This is a genomic window from Geothrix limicola (genome assembly GCF_030268085.1).
GTDB classification, from domain to species: domain Bacteria; phylum Acidobacteriota; class Holophagae; order Holophagales; family Holophagaceae; genus Geothrix; species Geothrix limicola.
Genome location: NZ_BSDE01000002.1, coordinates 279952 through 294908, shown reverse-complemented (window position 1 = coordinate 294908; position 14957 = coordinate 279952). Strand labels below are relative to the sequence as shown.

The 14957-nt window shown below is 66.7% G+C and carries 15 protein-coding genes; 3 read left to right on the top strand and 12 right to left on the bottom strand.

Translation table 11 applies throughout. The features are described 5' to 3' along the window. The first annotated feature begins 15 nt into the window (after positions 1 to 15). Complete coding sequence (locus tag QSJ34_RS06940) at positions 16 to 429, top strand: Hsp20/alpha crystallin family protein (protein WP_285573083.1); 414 nt, start codon at positions 16 to 18, stop codon at positions 427 to 429. Between the two features lie 13 nt (positions 430 to 442). After that, positions 443 to 2842, top strand: coding sequence for an endopeptidase La (gene lon / locus QSJ34_RS06935; protein ID WP_285573081.1), 2400 nt, complete (start codon positions 443 to 445; stop codon positions 2840 to 2842). A 5-nt stretch (positions 2843 to 2847) separates the two neighbouring features. Here the strand turns inward: lon and QSJ34_RS06930 are convergent, their stop codons facing one another. From QSJ34_RS06930 to QSJ34_RS06910, 5 genes are all read right to left on the bottom strand, one after another. Continuing rightward, positions 2848 to 3063 (bottom strand): nuclear transport factor 2 family protein, encoded by a 216-nt coding sequence (locus tag QSJ34_RS06930; protein ID WP_285573079.1) that lies wholly within the window; start codon positions 3061 to 3063, stop codon positions 2848 to 2850. Positions 3064 to 3128: 65 nt separating this feature from the next. Beyond that, positions 3129 to 3281 (bottom strand): hypothetical protein, encoded by a 153-nt coding sequence (locus QSJ34_RS06925; protein ID WP_285573077.1) that lies wholly within the window; start codon positions 3279 to 3281, stop codon positions 3129 to 3131. 86 nt (positions 3282 to 3367) lie between these two features. Further along, the gene (locus tag QSJ34_RS06920; RefSeq protein ID WP_285573074.1) at positions 3368 to 4285 is read right to left on the bottom strand and encodes a helix-turn-helix domain-containing protein; all 918 of its coding nucleotides are present in this window, start codon (positions 4283 to 4285) and stop codon (positions 3368 to 3370) included. Positions 4286 to 4334: 49 nt separating this feature from the next. After that, positions 4335 to 4766 carry a signal peptidase I gene (gene lepB, locus QSJ34_RS06915; protein ID WP_285573072.1) on the bottom strand — a complete coding sequence of 144 codons (432 nt, stop codon included), beginning with the start codon at positions 4764 to 4766 and terminating at the stop codon, positions 4335 to 4337. A 5-nt stretch (positions 4767 to 4771) separates the two neighbouring features. Then, complete coding sequence (locus tag QSJ34_RS06910) at positions 4772 to 5125, bottom strand: 6-carboxytetrahydropterin synthase (protein ID WP_285573071.1); 354 nt, start codon at positions 5123 to 5125, stop codon at positions 4772 to 4774. Between the two features lie 181 nt (positions 5126 to 5306). Here QSJ34_RS06910 and QSJ34_RS06905 point away from each other — a divergent pair, with 181 nt between their 5' ends. Further along, positions 5307 to 7343 (top strand): (Fe-S)-binding protein, encoded by a 2037-nt coding sequence (locus QSJ34_RS06905; RefSeq protein WP_285573063.1) that lies wholly within the window; start codon positions 5307 to 5309, stop codon positions 7341 to 7343. Between the two features lie 70 nt (positions 7344 to 7413). Here the strand turns inward: QSJ34_RS06905 and QSJ34_RS06900 are convergent, their stop codons facing one another. The 7 genes from QSJ34_RS06900 to kamA all read right to left on the bottom strand — a co-directional run bounded on the left by QSJ34_RS06900 (position 7414) and on the right by kamA (position 14946). Then, positions 7414 to 8076 (bottom strand): 3-oxoacid CoA-transferase subunit B, encoded by a 663-nt coding sequence (locus tag QSJ34_RS06900; RefSeq protein ID WP_285573059.1) that lies wholly within the window; start codon positions 8074 to 8076, stop codon positions 7414 to 7416. A gap of 8 nt (positions 8077 to 8084) precedes the next feature. Then, on the bottom strand, positions 8085 to 8771 hold the full coding sequence (locus tag QSJ34_RS06895; RefSeq protein ID WP_285573056.1) for a CoA transferase subunit A: 687 nt from the start codon (positions 8769 to 8771) through the stop codon (positions 8085 to 8087). Between the two features lie 106 nt (positions 8772 to 8877). Then, positions 8878 to 9615, bottom strand: a complete 738-nt coding sequence (gene kamE, locus QSJ34_RS06890; protein ID WP_285573053.1) for a lysine 5,6-aminomutase subunit beta — start codon at positions 9613 to 9615, stop codon at positions 8878 to 8880. Between the two features lie 34 nt (positions 9616 to 9649). Continuing rightward, positions 9650 to 11209, bottom strand: a complete 1560-nt coding sequence (kamD, locus tag QSJ34_RS06885; RefSeq protein ID WP_285573052.1) for a lysine 5,6-aminomutase subunit alpha — start codon at positions 11207 to 11209, stop codon at positions 9650 to 9652. A gap of 2 nt (positions 11210 to 11211) precedes the next feature. Continuing rightward, entirely contained in the window at positions 11212 to 12822 is a 1611-nt protein-coding gene (gene kamC, locus QSJ34_RS06880; protein WP_285573050.1) for a lysine 5,6-aminomutase reactivase ATPase KamC, read from the bottom strand. Further along, positions 12819 to 13646, bottom strand: coding sequence for a hypothetical protein (locus tag QSJ34_RS06875; RefSeq protein WP_285573048.1), 828 nt, complete (start codon positions 13644 to 13646; stop codon positions 12819 to 12821). Before QSJ34_RS06875 ends, kamC begins: the two co-directional genes overlap by 4 nt. Before the next feature lie 31 nt (positions 13647 to 13677). Continuing rightward, complete coding sequence (gene kamA / locus QSJ34_RS06870) at positions 13678 to 14946, bottom strand: lysine 2,3-aminomutase (protein ID WP_285573045.1); 1269 nt, start codon at positions 14944 to 14946, stop codon at positions 13678 to 13680. Positions 14947 to 14957: the final 11 nt, after the last annotated feature.

Sequence of the window (14957 nt, the reverse complement as noted above, 5' to 3'; positions counted from 1 at the left end):
GGTCGGAGGCGGCCCATGAAATCCGGCGATCCGCGAACCTGGATGTGGACCCGCGCCCTCGAGGCGCTGAACGAGGCCGAGCGCCTGCACAAGCAGTTCTTCCACCTGGGGCGCTCGCCGTCGCGGCGCCCGGTCTGGGAACCGCCCGTGGACATCTTCGAAGGCGATGGCGCCCTCCACATCGTGGTGGCCCTGCCCGGCGTGACCCTCGACCGCCTGAAGGTGGTGTCTGAAGGAACCTCCCTCCTGATCAGCGGCGACCTTCCCGTCCCCTGGGAGGGCCGCATCGGCGCCCTCCACCGCATGGAAATTCCCCATGGGCGCTTCGAACGCCGCATCGAGGGCCTGCCCCCGGGCCTGCAGGCCACCCGTCACGCCCTGTGCGATGGCTGCCTCTTCCTCAGTTTCCGCAAGCCGGAGCACCCATGAACGCGAACCGCCCATGAACGCCAACCATGGATCGCGGGTGGACCGCGGATCCCACGAAGCGGAAGGCCCCGGGGCGAGGCCCCATCCCCCGCTTCCGAAAGATGCGGCCGCCATCATCGCCGTGCGCAACCTCGCGCTCTTCCCGGGCATGGTGACGGCGGTGAGCATCGGGCGGGAGCAGTCCGTCACCGCGGCTCAGGAGGCCATCAAGACCGAGCGCCCCCTGGGGATCCTGCTGCAGCGCGATCCCGCCGAGGACGAGCCGGGCCCCCGGGAACTCTACGGGGTGGGCACCATGGCCCATGTCCTGCGCTACATCACGACACCCGACGGATCCCACCACCTCATCTGCCACGGGGAGCACCGCTTCCGGGTGATCGAGTTTCTGGATGGCTGGCCCTTCCTCGTCGCCCGCATCGTCCAGGTGCCGGAGGACGAGACCCTGTCCAGTGCCCTGGAGGCCCGGCTCGTGACGCTGCGCCAGCAGGTGCAGGAGTACGCTGAGGCGCTGCCCATGCCGCCCATGGAGCTGATCAACGCCATCCACCAGCTCACGGCGCCCGGGCCCGCCGCGGATCTGGTGACGGGACTGATGGACATCAAGGCCCAGGAGAAACAGGAAATCCTCGAGACCTTCGATGTGCGTGAGCGGCTCGACAAAGTGCTCGCGCGCATGGCCCACGTGCTCGAAGTGATCCACATGTCCCGCAAGATCACCGAGCAGACGCGGGAGGCCATGGACGCCCGGCAGCGGGAATTCCTCCTGCGCGAGCAGCTGAAGCAGATCCAGAAGGAGCTGGGGGACACGGACGAGACCGCCGCGGAGCTGGAGGAGGTGGCCAAGGCCATCGCCAACGCGAAGATGCCCGAGGAGGTGGAGAAGCAGGCCCGCAAGGAGCTGAAGCGTCTGCAGCGCATGCCCGATTCCGCGGGCGAATACTCCATGATCCGCACCTACCTGGATTGGCTCACCGAACTGCCCTGGTCCAAGGAAAGCGAGACAGCCATCGATATCGCCGAGGCGCGGCGGATCCTCGACGAGGATCACTACGGCCTGGAGAAGATCAAGAAGCGCATGCTCGAGTACCTGGCGATCCGCAAGCTCAATCCCGGCGGCAAGAGCCCCATCCTCTGCTTCGTCGGCCCCCCCGGCGTCGGAAAGACCTCCCTCGGCCAGAGCATCGCCCACGCCACGGGACGGAAGTTCGTCCATGCGAGCCTGGGCGGCGTCCACGACGAGGCCGAGATCCGCGGCCACCGCCGCACCTACATCGGCGCCCTGCCGGGCAGCATCATCCAGGGCATCCACAACGCGGGCACGCGCAACCCGGTCTTCATGCTCGACGAGATGGACAAGCTGGGCGCCGGGGGCTTCCACGGCGATCCCGCCTCGGCCCTGCTGGAGGCCCTGGATCCCGAGCAGAACGGCACCTTCCGCGACAACTACCTGGGCCTGCCCTTCGACCTCTCGCACGTGATGTTCATCGGCACCGCCAACGTGCTCGACACCATCCCCGGCCCCCTGCGGGACCGCATGGAGGTGATCCAGCTGCCGGGCTACACGGAAGAAGAGAAGCTCGAAATCGCGCGCCGCTACCTGGTGGCGCGGCAGCTGGCCACCAACGGGCTGACGGCGCCCCAGTGCGCCTTCGAGGAGGGCGCCCTCGCCGCCATCGTCCGCGACTACACGCGGGAAGCCGGCGTGCGCAACCTGGAACGGGAGATCGGATCCGTGCTCCGCCACGTGGCCATGGGCGTCGCGGAAGGCAAGGTGGAATCCGTCCGCGTGAAACCGGAGGACCTGGGCGAGATCCTCGGTCCGCCCCGCTTCGAATCCGAAACCGCCATGCGCACCAGCGTGCCGGGCGTGGCCACGGGCCTCGCCTGGACGCCCGTGGGCGGCGACATCCTCTTCATCGAGGCGGCCCGGGTGCCTGGCAGCGGCAAGCTCCTCCTGACGGGCCAACTGGGCGACGTGATGAAGGAAAGCGCCCAGGCGGCCCTCTCGCTGCTGAAGGGGCGCCTGGGCGAACTCGGCGTTTCCGGCGAGGACTTCGAACAGCTGGACGTCCACATCCACGTGCCCGCCGGCGCCACGCCGAAGGACGGGCCCAGCGCGGGCATCGCCATGTTCGTGGCGCTGGCCTCGCTGTTCACGGGCCGCTCCGTGCGCAGCGACACGGCCATGACCGGCGAGATCTCCCTGCGCGGTCTCGTGCTTCCCGTAGGCGGCATTAAGGAGAAGGTGCTGGCAGCCCTGCGCTCGGGCATCAGCCGCGTGCTGCTGCCCGAGCGCAACCGGAAGGAATACGAGGATGTCCCCCCCGCCGCCCGCGAACGGCTCCAGATCCTCTGGATCGACCAGGTGCACGAGGCCCTCGAGGCGGTGTTGGAGGAGGGCCGGGACATCTGAGTGGCTCAGGGCTGGAGAGATTCCGCCAGCTGGAAGGTATCGGTGTACTGCTGGAAGCGCCGCACCTTGCCCTGGGCCAGGGTCCAGACGTGGGCGACCTGGGCACGGAAGCGCTTGCCGGTGGCCTTGGGGGCGCCTTCGTAGTAGCCGAGCATGACGATCCGGTCGCCCGCCTCCAGGAGTTCATCGACGCGGATGGTCAGGTCGTGGGCTGAGGGCATGGGTGTTCCTGTGAAAAAGAGAGGGCCCGAACCGCCTGGATTCGGGCCCTCACGTTGGGGGGTGTCTATCGGGCCATGACGGCGTAGGCGGCCGGGTCAGCCTGGACCTTGGCGGCGCATTCGTCGCAGCAGACCGTGAGTTCCTTGCCCGCCACGCGCACCTTGATCCCGCCGTCCTTCATGTCCCAGTCGCACACGGGGCACTTGTCGATGCTCATCACCTTCTCCTCGTGGGGCCGACGCGGAGCCACCATGGCCGCCGGGTTCGAACCCCGTGAAGATGAAGGTAGGAAGGGCGCGGGTTTCAGACTTCCAGATTCTTGCTCATTTCACGCAGGGTGCGCAGGCTGGCGTGCTTGCGCACCTCCGAAGGGGTCCGGCCGAACTCCCTGCGGAAGGCATCCGCGAAGTGGCTGTGGCTGGAGAAACCGAGGTCCAGCGCCAGGGCCGTCAGATCCTCTTCGCCGCCCGCCAGGCGTTCCAGCGAGGCCCTCAGCCGCAGCAGCGTGAGGTAGCGGTGGATGGACACCCCCGTGCGCTGCTGGAACACGCGCGCGAAGTGGAAGGGCGAGGCGTGCACGGCGCGGGCCACCTCGTCGAGGGTGAGGCGTTCCCCCAGGTGAGCCGCGAGGTGGACCTTGGCGGCTTCCGCGAGGTTCGCGTGATCGGCCTCGGTGCCTTCCCGGCGGCTGCGGCGGGGGTGGCCCGCCTGGGCGAAGGCCGCTTCGAGGGTGTCGGCCACGATCTGCAGGGCCGTCACGTCCACCCAGAAGGGCTCGAGAGCTCCGGTCCCCGCCTCGAGGCGCTGCACCAACTCCCGGTGGCGCCAGAACACCGACGATTCGCAGGGGCCGGAGACGAAGGCGAAGGGCTGATCGGGGCGTTCATCGACGCTGGGATCCAGCTCCCGGACGATGTCCCGCAGGACGCGGGGTGCCACGGCGAAGACCGTGCCGCGATCGCCGCAGTCCGCCGGGTGGCTCACCTGGTACGTGGAGCCCTTCGAAAAGAAGACCGCCTGGTTGACGTCCGCGGTGGCCTTCTGCCGGCCGAAGTGGCGACAGAAGGCGCCCTGGCGCATGAGGATGAGCGTGTTGGCGTCGGACTCCTCCTCGGGCCCTGGGCCGCTGCGGCAGGCGTGGCAGCGGTATTCCCGGACGCTGAGGAGGGGGCCCTCGTACAGGCCCCGGAAGGCGACGGGAATCTCAGGGCGGCCCGGCATGCCCCCATCCTAGTGCACCTGTCGCCACAGGGAAGATCTGGTCAACCGTTCAGAGGATCCGTCCGCGCATCGACGTGATCGGGATCGCGCCCCAGCTGCGGCCATCCTGGCTCTGGGGGCGGTTGTCGCCGAGGACGAGGTAGCCCTCGCCGCAGACCTGCCGGCCTTCGCCGCCGCGCTCGGGGTGGATCACCCAGGGTTCATCCAGGCGCAGGCCGTTGATCCAGAGGTCGGGCCCCGCCCAGGTCACGGTGTCACCGGGCAGGCCCAGCACGCGCTTGACGGAGGTTCCCTGGGGCCCTTCGACCACCCACAGGTCGCCGCGTCGCGGCGCGTGGCTGGCCCAGGCCCGCAGGGCCCACCGCAGTTCGCCGTCCGCGAGGGAAGGTTCCATGCTGTGGCCCGAGACGCGCAGGGGATGCACGACGAGCAGCGGCGAAAGGGCCAGCGCCAGGGCGGTCAGAGGAATCCAAGGCTTCATACGGCTCAGGCTTGGACCGCCATCCTCCGCCCGGTTCCGTCCGTCAGCGCCACTTCCTTCAGGCGGGCGGGGGCGGGGACGAAGGGGGTGAGTTCCTTCAGCAGGCGCTGGGCCAGGGCGAGGGGGCCGTCGAGGCCCAGCTCCGAAAGCAGGCGGCCCTGCAGGGGGGCCAGGCTGCGGTCCATGGCCGCTTCCAGATCGCGGAAGTCCACCACGACATCGAAGCCGTCCAGGCCCTGGCGCGCGGTCACCACTTCCACCGTGTAGTCGTGGCCCTCCCAGCGGTCGCCGGACCGGAACACCACCGACAGGGGGCGGGTCACGGCGGCTTCGAAATGTAAGGCGGATGCGTGGACCAAGGGGAACTCCGGGCATTGACTCCAGGTCGGGCCTCCAGTTTCTCATGGCCACGGCTACACTGGGCCTTCGAGCCCGCCATACCTGACAATGGGGTGCGTGAATCCTGGAATGGCACCGCCATCCCTGGTGAACCCCCTGGTGAACCCCCTGGTGAACCCTTGACCGCAAGGAGAGACCGACATGAAGGCCCTGGAAATCGCGTTGTTCTGGATCATGACCCTGGGGGCGGGCGGCTTCTTCGCCTGGACCATGCGCCAGCGCCTGGCCACGCTGAAGGCCGGTGTGGCGGACAACCGCTTCGACCAGCCCTGGGTGCGCCTGAAGGGCGTGTTCACGCTGGCCATCATGCAGAAGCGCATGGTGCGCGACAAGTACGCGGGCCTCTACCACATCCTCATCTTCTGGGGCTTCTGCGTCCTCTCGCTGCGCACCATCGGCCTGGTGCTCGAGGGCCTCTTCGGATGGCACATGACCGAGGCCCTGGGTGGGTTCGGCTACGGCTACCAGGCGACGAAGGACATCTTCGAGGCCCTGGTGATCCTGGGCCTCGCTCTCGCCACCTTCCGTCGCCTCGTGATCAAGCCCTGGCGCCTCGAGAACTCCTGGGATGCCTGGGCCACGCTGAGCCTCATCGGCGGCCTGATGGTCACGGACCTGCTGGCCGACGGCGCCTTCATCTGGCTGCACAATCCCGCCTGGAAGACCTGGGCCCCCGTGAGCCTCTTCGTGGCCAACCTGCTGCGCCCTCTTGGCGGCACGGGCCTGCTGGTGCTCTACAAGAGCATGTGGTGGCTGCACCTGGCGATCCTCTACTTCTTCGCCAACTTCCTGCCCTACTCCAAGCACTTCCACGTCTTCACGTCGCTCTTCAACATCTACTTCCGCGAGCTCGAACCCAACAAGAACCTCAAGCCCATGGACCTCGAGGCCGAGCACTTCGGCATCAACAAGATCCAGGACTTCAGCTGGAAGCAGATGCTCGACTTCTACACCTGCGTGGAGTGCGGCCGCTGCCTCGAGAACTGCCCCACGACGCTCACGGGCAAGCCGCTCCGCCCCAAGGATTTCGGCACCGACCTGCGGGACTACCTGAAGGCCACGCCCCTCGATCAGATGGGCCAGGACAAGCCCGCGCCCGAGGATCGTCCGCTCATCGGCGGGCCCGTGCCCGAAGGCTCCGTGTGGAAGCGCGACGAGGAAGCCGCCCCCTGGAGCAAGGAACAGCTGGAAGGCTGGATCAGCCAGGACACCATCTGGGCCTGCACCAGCTGCGGCTACTGCGAATGGGCCTGCCCGCTGCAGATCAGCTTCGTGGACAAGCTCGTGGGCATGCGCCGCTACCTCACGCTGGAGGAAAGCAACTTCCCCGATGAGGCCCAGACGGCCTTCAAGGGCATGGAGCGCCAGGGCAATCCCTGGAACCTGCCCCAGGCCGACCGCGCCAAGTGGGCCGAGGGCCTGGAAGTGCCCACCATCGCCGACAATCCCGACGCCGAGTACCTCTTCTGGGTGGGTTGCGCGGGCAGCTACGATGCGGCTGGACAGAAGGTGTCCAAATCCCTCGTGAAGCTGCTCAAGGCCGCGAACGTCTCCTTCGCCATCCTGGGCAAGGAGGAGAGCTGCACCTGCGAATCCGCGCGGCGCCTGGGCAACGAGTACCTCTTCCAGACGGCCACGGAAACCAATGTGGAGCTGCTCAAGGGCCACGGCGTGAAGAAGGTCATCACCAACTGCCCCCACTGCCTCAACACGCTGAAGAACGAGTACCCGGCCTTCGGCGGCGATTTCGAGGTGGTGCACGGCACCGAGCTCGTCTCCAAGCTCATCAGCGAAGGCAGGATCAAGCTGGAGCAGACGGTGGACGTGGACCTGACCTACCACGACCCCTGCTACCTCAGCCGCTACAACGGCCAGGTGGAGGCGCCCCGCGCCATCCTCGACGCCATCCCCGGCGTGAAGCTCACGGAGATGGAGAAGCACGGCGAGGCCACCATGTGCTGCGGCGCCGGCGGCGGCCGCTTCTGGCTGGAAGAGCACCTGGGCAAGCGCGTGAACCACGAGCGCTTCGAGCAGGCCCTCGAAACCAAGGCCACCACCATCGCCGTGGGCTGCCCCTTCTGCAACGTGATGCTCAACAACGCCGCGGGCGAAACGGGCCACGAGGGCGTGGCCACCACGGACATCCTCGAGTTGGCCGCGAAGGCCCTGAAGGCCTGAGGTCTTTCCAGAATGCAGAACAGGGCGCCTCGGCGCCCTGTTCTGCATAGGGGGTAAAGAACGATCTTTGCTAGAACACCACGGGCCGGCAATCGTTGGGAATGATGATCTCGGCGTCGGTGCGGGCTTTGATCCATTCGGGCGTGTAGGGTTCGAAGTACTCCCGCAGGAAGAAGCGGTTGCCCATCACTTCGAAGAGGCCCAGGTCCGTCACCACCAGGTTCACCTCGCGCACGGCCGTGAGGGGCAGGGTGCAGCGCCGCTTCAGGCGCGAGGCGCCCGAGGGTTCGAAGTGCAGGGTGGCGGCGATGACGACCCTGGATCCCGTGGTGAGATCCATCGCGCCGCCCATGCCAGGCACCATCTTGCCGGGGATCTTGTAGTTGGCGAGATTGCCTTCCTGATCCACCTCCAGCACGCCCAGGACGGTGTAATCCACGTGCCCGCCCCGGATGATGCCGAAGCTCATGGCGCTGTCGAAGTAGCAGCCGCCGGGGGCGATGGTCACCGGCGCGCCTCCGGCGTTGGTGAGGTCGCGGTTCTCCTCGCCCTTGGCGGGGGCGGGTCCCAGGCCCAGCATGCCGTTCTCAGATTGCAGGATGAGGGTGACATCCTCGGGCACGTAGTTGCCCACGAGGGTGGGCAGCCCGATGCCCAGATTCACCACGTTGCCGGGCTTGAAGATCCGGGCGATGCGCCGGGCGATGTTGTCCTTGTTCGCGACATATTCCATGGTCGTCCTCACCCTTCCAGCCGTTCGGCCTGAACCAGGGCATCGATGAAAATCCCCGGCGTGTGGATCGCGTTGGGATCGATCTCGCCCACTTCCACGATCTCTTCCGCTTCGGCGACGACCAGGGAGGCGGCCATGGCCATGAGCGGATTGAAATTCCGGGCCGTGTCCGCGTAGACCAGGTTGCCGGCCCGGTCGGCCTTCTTGGCCTTGATGAGCGCCACGTCGGCCTTGAGGGGCAGTTCCAGCAGGAAGAGCCGGTCGCCCACGGTGATGACCTGCTTGCCTTCTTCCACCTCGGTGCCGAGCCCGGTGGGCGTGAGGATGCCGCCCAGGCCCACGCCGCCCGCGCGAACCCGCTCCGCCAGCGTGCCCTGAGGCACGAGGGTGACATCCGTTTCGCCCGCGTTGATCTGCCGCTGGGTCTCCTGGTTCAGCCCGATGTGGCTGGCGATGATCTTCCTGAACTGCCGCTTCTGCACGAGGTGGCCCACGCCGGTGACCCTGCCCGACTTGAGGTCGTGGACGCCCGTGTCGTTGCAGATGAGCGTCAGGTTCCGAGTGCCTTTTTCCGTCAGGGCCTGAATGATCGTGTGAGGCGAGCCGCAGGCCATGAAGCCGCCCACCATGAGGGCATCCCCCTCGCGCACCTTGGCCGCCGCCTCCGACGCGGAGATCACGGGTTTCTGAAGCATTGAAGTCCTCCTGCGCTGGAATCAAGTTGAATCAAAAAAGCGATAAATAGGTCATCAATTTGGAACACCAGGGTGAAGCCGTGGCTCCGCCCCGAAACTCGTACGGTCAGGCCAGGTTCTTCCGCTCGATGAGGCGGTCGATGATGAAGGTGGCCACGTGGTCGGCGTAGCTGCCCTTGCCGAAGCCTCCGTCATAGCCAAGCTCCACCGCCAGCTTGTTGCCAATGCGGGTGCCCCCGGCCACGACGATGAAGCGTTCCCGCAGGCCGCGGGCCTGCAGTAGCTCGATGAACTCCGTCATGTTCTGGATGTGGACATCCTTCTGCGTGACGATCTGGCTCACGAGGATGGCGTCGGCATTCACTTTCAGGGCGTAGTCGATCAGCTTGTCATTGGGCACCTGGGCGCCCAGGTTGTGGGCTTCGATCTCCGGGTAGCGCTCCAGACCGTAGTGGTGGTTGTAGCCCTTCATGTTCATGATGGCGTCGATGCCCACCGTGTGCGCGTCGAAGCCCGTGCAGGCGCCCACGATGGTGATCTTGCGGCCCAGCTTCTCGCGGATCACCTCGCAGGATTCGGCCATGGTGTAGATCTTGTCGCCCGTCGCTTCCTCGATGTGGATGGCGTCGACATCCACAGAGATCTCGGTGCGTCCGTAGGCCACGTAGAAGGAGAAGCCTTCGGCCATGGCGTGGGAGTGGACCACTTCCGCGTGCTTGAAGCCCAGCTTCTCCACGAAGAGCCGCGCGGCCTCCCTGCCTTTCGGGCCGTCGGGCACCGGCAGCGTGAAGGAAAGCTGCACCGCACCGTCATCCAAGGTGTCGCCGTAGGGTCGAACGATCATGTCATCACCTCACATCCAGAAATCAAAGTCATGGCTACCGGTTCAGCCCCAGCTCGGCCTTCAGGTAGGCCTCGAAGGGGTTGAAGTACTCAGGCCCCTTCTTCACCAGGCCATCCAGCCCCTTGCCCATGTCGCGGGGGCGCTTGATGTCGGCGAACTCGCCCTGCTCCATGGCATCCATGAGCCCGATCTGCTCGATCTTCTCCAGGAAGGCCACGGCTTCGTCCAGCACCTGGCGGGCGCGGGTCTTGATGAGGCCGCCCTCCTTGAATTCGATCTCGCCGCCCAGGTCCGCCATGGTGTTCATGACGTACTTGGCGTTCTCCAGGGCCAGGGAGCGGTCCTGCATGTAGGGCGTGTGGATGGCTTCCGTGAGCATGCCCAGCAGGTGGATGCCCTGGCCCGTGGCCTGGCTCACGAAGTTGAAGAGCGCGTTCTGCACCACGCCCTTGAAGATGTCGCCGGTCATGAACTTCGTGGGAGGCATGTATTTCAGGGGCGCCTCGGGGAAGATCTCCCGGGCCATCTGGGCCTGGGCCAGCTCCAGCAGGAAGCCGTTCTGGAGGGCGGGATCGATCTCGAAGGCGTGGCCGAGGCCCATCTGCCAGGGCTTCAGGCCCGCCGCGTAGGCGAAGCGCTCGTTGAGAAACTGGCTGGCCAACACCGTGTAGGCCTTCTCCACGGCATCCGAGGTGGTGAGGTAGTTGTCTTCGCCGGTGTTGATGATGACGCCCGCGAAGGCGTTGATCATGCGGCTGAATTTCTGGTCCACGAAGGTGCGGTACATGTTGATGTCGCGGAAGAGGATTCCGTACATCGAATCGTTGAGCATCATGTCCAGGCGCTCCAGGGCGCCCATGGCCGCGATCTCGGGCATGCAGAGCCCCGAGGCGTAGTTGGTGAGGTAGATGTAGCGACCCTGCTTCTCCACGGCCTCGTCGAGGGCCGCGCGCATGATGCGGAAGTTCTCCTGGGTGGCGTAGGTGCCGCCGAAGCCCTCGGTGGTGGCACCGTAGGGCACGTAATCCAGCAGCGACTGAGCCGTGGTGCGGATCACGGCCACGACGTCCGCGCCCTGCTCGGCGGCGGCCTGGGCCTGTTTCACATCCTCGAAGATGTTCCCGGTGGCCACGATGAGGTAGAGCATGGGGGAGTGATTGCGCCCTTCGTACCTCTTCAGCTGGGCTTCCCGGTGGCTGCGGTTCCCCTTCACACGACGGGCGAAGGCCTCCACGAGCTCCTGGGCCTTGGCCTCCAGGGTGGTCCGGTCCCCCAGGGGGAGATCCGCGATGTTGAAGCCCGCGGCGATCTTTTCGTTGAGCTCGGGCACCGTGTCGCCGGTCTTCACGAGGGCGTTCACATAGGCGAGCAGGGCACCGTTCTCCAGGCGGCCCTTGAGCTGATCCACCACCAGGTTCGGCACGGGCACGCCATCGGCGTCGGCGCCGTCGACCCCCGCCAGGCGCAGGGTGGCGCGCTCCACCGTGACCGTGGTGTGCGCATCCACAAAATTCCCCACGGGCGCCACGATGCGGGCCGCCAGTTCCCGCGCCTTGGCGATCTTCTCTGCGGACAGCGCCAGCTTGGTTTCCATGTCTACTCCTGAATGGCTCGAGGGTCGATGTGCAGAAAGTCCGTGGCCCGTTGGGCGATGCTGGCATCCAAGCCCAGCAGGCCCGCCACGGTGATGGCATCCGAGGCGCCGGGGCCGCCTTCATCGGGAACCAGGTGGAATTCCATGCGCTGGTCGATGAGGCGGATGCGGGCCTCCAGCGCCTGCCCCGACGCCAGGTCCAGGTCGAGGCCTTCTCGGTTCAGGCCCTTCATGCGCAGGTAGCTCACGCCGGAGAGGCGGCGGACCCCGCGGAAGTGCGTGCTGAAGAGGGCCACCACGCCGGGCCTGGAGGCGATGTGCTCCAGCACGGCCGACAGGATGGCCTCGGCCTCCAGCGAGTTGGTGGTGCGGGCGAATTCATCGAAGAGCACCAGGGTGGGGCGGTCGAAATCCGCCATGGCTTCCACGAAGGAGCGGATCTCGAAGCCGAAGCCCGAGAGCCCCCGGGCGGGCCGGTCGGCCTGACCTTCGCCGAGGTAGTGCAGGTGCTGGAAGAGGCGGGTGCAGAAGGCCTCGGCGGGTACGAAGAGTCCCATCTGCGTGCAGAACTGAAGGAAGGCGAGGGTCTTCAAGGCCACGGTCTTGCCGCCCATGTTGGAGCCGAAGATCACCGTGGCGGAGTCCTCGAACCGGGCGTCCAGGGGCACGTAGTCGGTGCCCAGGGTCCGGCAGGCTTCCTCGCAGGGAAGGAAGCGCCCCGCCTTGAGGACGAGGGCTCCGGCGCCCAGCGTGGGCCGCACGAGGCGATGTTCCCGGGCCAGCCGCGCGCGGGCGAAGGCGAGATCGAAGCGGGTGAGGGCTTCTTTGTAATGTTCGAACCGGTCCAGCTCGCTGCGGAGGGATTCGGAAATCCGCTCCAGCACGGCGTCTTCGGCCAGGCGTTCCCGGGACTGGAGGGCGGCGCGCCGCTCCAGCAGGAGGAAGGCTTCCGCCGAGGTCTCCATCCGGACGGCGTACTTCGTATCGTCGAAGGGTTCGATGCGGAGCAGGTCCCGGGCCCCGGACAGGGGTTCGAGGGCTTCCCTCGGCACCAGCAGGAAGGCCTTGGTTCCGAATTCGAAACCCCAGCGTTCGCGGATCTCGGCGGCACGGCCGGCTTGCAGGCGCTGCAGGACCTCGTCGACTTCGCGGATCTCGACGCGGATCCGGGCCAGATCCGCCGAGTAGGCGTCGGCGACGTAGAAGGATTCGGCGCTCTGGCGGCCGCGATCCAGCAGCTGCTCCAAGGACTCCGAGGCGTAGGTCATGCCGAAGGTGGCGCGGGCTTCCTCCCCCAGGCCTTCCACCAGGCCCTTGTAGTTGTGGAGGAACTTCTTGAACTGGAAGATCTCCACCTCGTCGTAGCGGGGCCGGGGTTCTTCGCAGATCCGCGGCAGGCGCTTGAGGTGGTGCTGGAGCTGGCTGAGGCGCACGGCATCCAGATCCTCGAGCAGGGCGAGGGCGGCCTCGGTCTCATCCCAGATGCGGAATAGGGTCGCGGCATCGGTCTGGAGGGCCATGGCCTCCTTGGCCGCCCGGCCATAGGGCGTCTCGGGCAGGAAGCGCTCCCAGATCTGATCGAACTGGGCGTAGGCCAGGGCAGCTCGCGTCACGAGGCCACCTCGTAGGGGTTGAAGAGGAGGGCTCCGCTGGCGGCCTCTCCCACGGCCTGGAGGCATTCCGGGCGAGAGACATCCCTCAGCGTGACGGCCACGCAGAGGAGGCGGAAGGCGCGCCGGACGCGGATGTCCAGCCTCTGGAGGGCGCGGGAGAGATCCGCGGGTTCCAGGAAAACCTTGGTGAAATCCTCGATGGAAACGATCCGGGTGTCCTGCGGGAGGGCCGAGAGCTGGGCCGGGCCCAGGGGACCCTCGATGCGCAGCGCGCCTTCCTGGGGCTGAGGCTCCACGGGCAGGGAGGCCAGGAGGTTCAAGTGCCGGATGCGGGCCGCGGCCCTGGCGAGGTTGGCGCGGTCGAGGCGGGCCGTGAAGACGAAGGCCAGATCGCCCAGGGCGGCCACCTGGGTCACCCGGTTGACGGCCCCGTCGACCAGCACGGAATGAGCCCAGCCTTCCCGGCGCACCTGCGCGATGAGGTCGGCCAGCACGCTCAGGTGCTCGCTGCCCACGAGGGTCACGCTCCCCCCGCGCAGGGCCCGCCCCAGGAACAGGCGGCCCAGGGCGCTTCGGCCGGGCAGGGCTTCCAGCACTTCGAAGCTCGCGCTGGAGCCGCGGGCGAAGGCCTCTGTGGTCAGGACCAGATCCCCCCGCTCCACGCGGATTTCTGGGGAAGGCGCGCCCGCGTCCCGGGCCTTGAGCGCGCCATCCACGCCGATGCTGAAGACGGCCACGGGGCCGGCCTTGCGCACCAGGGGCAGGGCATGGGTCAGGAAGGTCGTCTTGCCCGACCCCTTCTCGAAGCCGGTGATGGCTGTCACCGCTCCTTCTGCGCCTGCCAGTCTTTCCATCCTAGTGATTGCCGTTCCGCACTTTGCGGGAAAGGCCCCCCGGCTCGATGCAGAGCTTCTCGCCGGAAAGCAAGGTGGCCACGCCGTCCCTCGCCTTGTAGACCTCGGTGCTGGGCTCGGTCTTGGCCAGGGGTGCGGGGGTGGTGTGGATGGGCTCGGTGTACGTGGTGATGACCCCTTCGTAGTTGCGGAGGACCACCTTGTTCTCGCCCCGGGTGATGAGGTAGTTGGGCATGACGGGAATCTTGCCGCCGCCGCCCGGGGCGTCCACCACGAAGGTGGGGACGGCGAGGCCCGTGGTGTGGCCGCGCAGGCCCTCCATGATCTCGATGCCCTTGCTCACGGTGGTGCGGAAGTGGGAGATGCCCAGGGACAGGTCGCACTGGTAGATGTAGTAGGGCCGCACCCGGATGGTGAGTAGCTTGTGAAGGAGCTGCTTCATGACTTCCGTCTGATCGTTGATGCCCCGCAGCAGCACGCTCTGGTTGCCCAGCTGGATGCCTGCATTCGCCAGCTTGGCGCAGGCTTCGCGGGCTTCCGAGGTGATCTCCTTGGCGTGATTGAAGTGGGTGTTCACGAAGATCGGGTGGTACTTCTTGAGCATGTTCACCAGGTCATCGGTGATGCGCTGGGGCAGCACCACGGGCACGCGGGTGCCGATGCGGATGATCTCCACATGCTCGATGGCGCGGATGCGGCTGATGATGGATTCGAGACGCTCGTCGCTCAGCACCATGGGATCCCCGCCGGAGATCAGCACGTCGCGGATGGACTTGGTCTTGCGGATGTACTCGATGGCCTGGGCGACATAGTCCTCGGGCATGTCGATGTCGTTGTCCCCGACCAGGCGACGGCGGGTGCAGTGGCGGCAGTTCATGGAGCAGATGTTGGTGACCAGCAGCAGCACGCGGTCCGGGTAGCGGTGGGTGAGGCCGGGAACCGGGCTGTCCACATCCTCGTGCAGGGGGTCCGAGAGATCCGAAGGATCGTCGTGCAGCTCGGCCATGCGGGGCACGGACTGCATGCGCACGGGGCAGTCGGGATCCTGCCGATCCATGAGGGCCGCGTAGTACGGCGTGATCTCCATCGTGAACTTCTCAAGGCACTTCTTGAGCTGTTCACGCTCGGTTTCGGTGAGGTTGATGACCTTCTCCAGCGTGGGGATGTCGTGGATGCCGTTGCGCATCTGCCAGCGCCAGTCGTTCCAATCTGCCTCGGACACGTCCTTGAAGAGGTCGATGCCGCGCCAGTCGATGGGGTTGTATTTCATGGGATTCACCA

Excerpts from the sequence above, each read along its gene's own strand:
- QSJ34_RS06930 (WP_285573079.1), bottom strand. The coding sequence starts at position 3,063 with ATGCCCTCAGCCCACGACCTGACCATCCGCGTCGATGAACTCCTGGAG.
- kamD (WP_285573052.1), bottom strand. The coding sequence starts at position 11,209 with ATGGAAACCAAGCTGGCGCTGTCCGCAGAGAAGATCGCCAAGGCGCGG.
- QSJ34_RS06905 (WP_285573063.1), top strand. The coding sequence starts at position 5,307 with ATGAAGGCCCTGGAAATCGCGTTGTTCTGGATCATGACCCTGGGGGCG.
- lon (WP_285573081.1), top strand. The coding sequence starts at position 443 with ATGAACGCCAACCATGGATCGCGGGTGGACCGCGGATCCCACGAAGCG.
- QSJ34_RS06895 (WP_285573056.1), bottom strand. The coding sequence starts at position 8,771 with ATGCTTCAGAAACCCGTGATCTCCGCGTCGGAGGCGGCGGCCAAGGTG.
- QSJ34_RS06940 (WP_285573083.1), top strand. The coding sequence starts at position 16 with ATGAAATCCGGCGATCCGCGAACCTGGATGTGGACCCGCGCCCTCGAG.
- QSJ34_RS06900 (WP_285573059.1), bottom strand. The coding sequence starts at position 8,076 with ATGGAATATGTCGCGAACAAGGACAACATCGCCCGGCGCATCGCCCGG.
- QSJ34_RS06925 (WP_285573077.1), bottom strand. The coding sequence starts at position 3,281 with ATGAGCATCGACAAGTGCCCCGTGTGCGACTGGGACATGAAGGACGGC.
- kamE (WP_285573053.1), bottom strand. The coding sequence starts at position 9,615 with ATGATCGTTCGACCCTACGGCGACACCTTGGATGACGGTGCGGTGCAG.
- lepB (WP_285573072.1), bottom strand. The coding sequence starts at position 4,766 with ATGAAGCCTTGGATTCCTCTGACCGCCCTGGCGCTGGCCCTTTCGCCG.
- QSJ34_RS06920 (WP_285573074.1), bottom strand. The coding sequence starts at position 4,285 with ATGCCGGGCCGCCCTGAGATTCCCGTCGCCTTCCGGGGCCTGTACGAG.
- kamA (WP_285573045.1), bottom strand. The coding sequence starts at position 14,946 with ATGAAATACAACCCCATCGACTGGCGCGGCATCGACCTCTTCAAGGAC.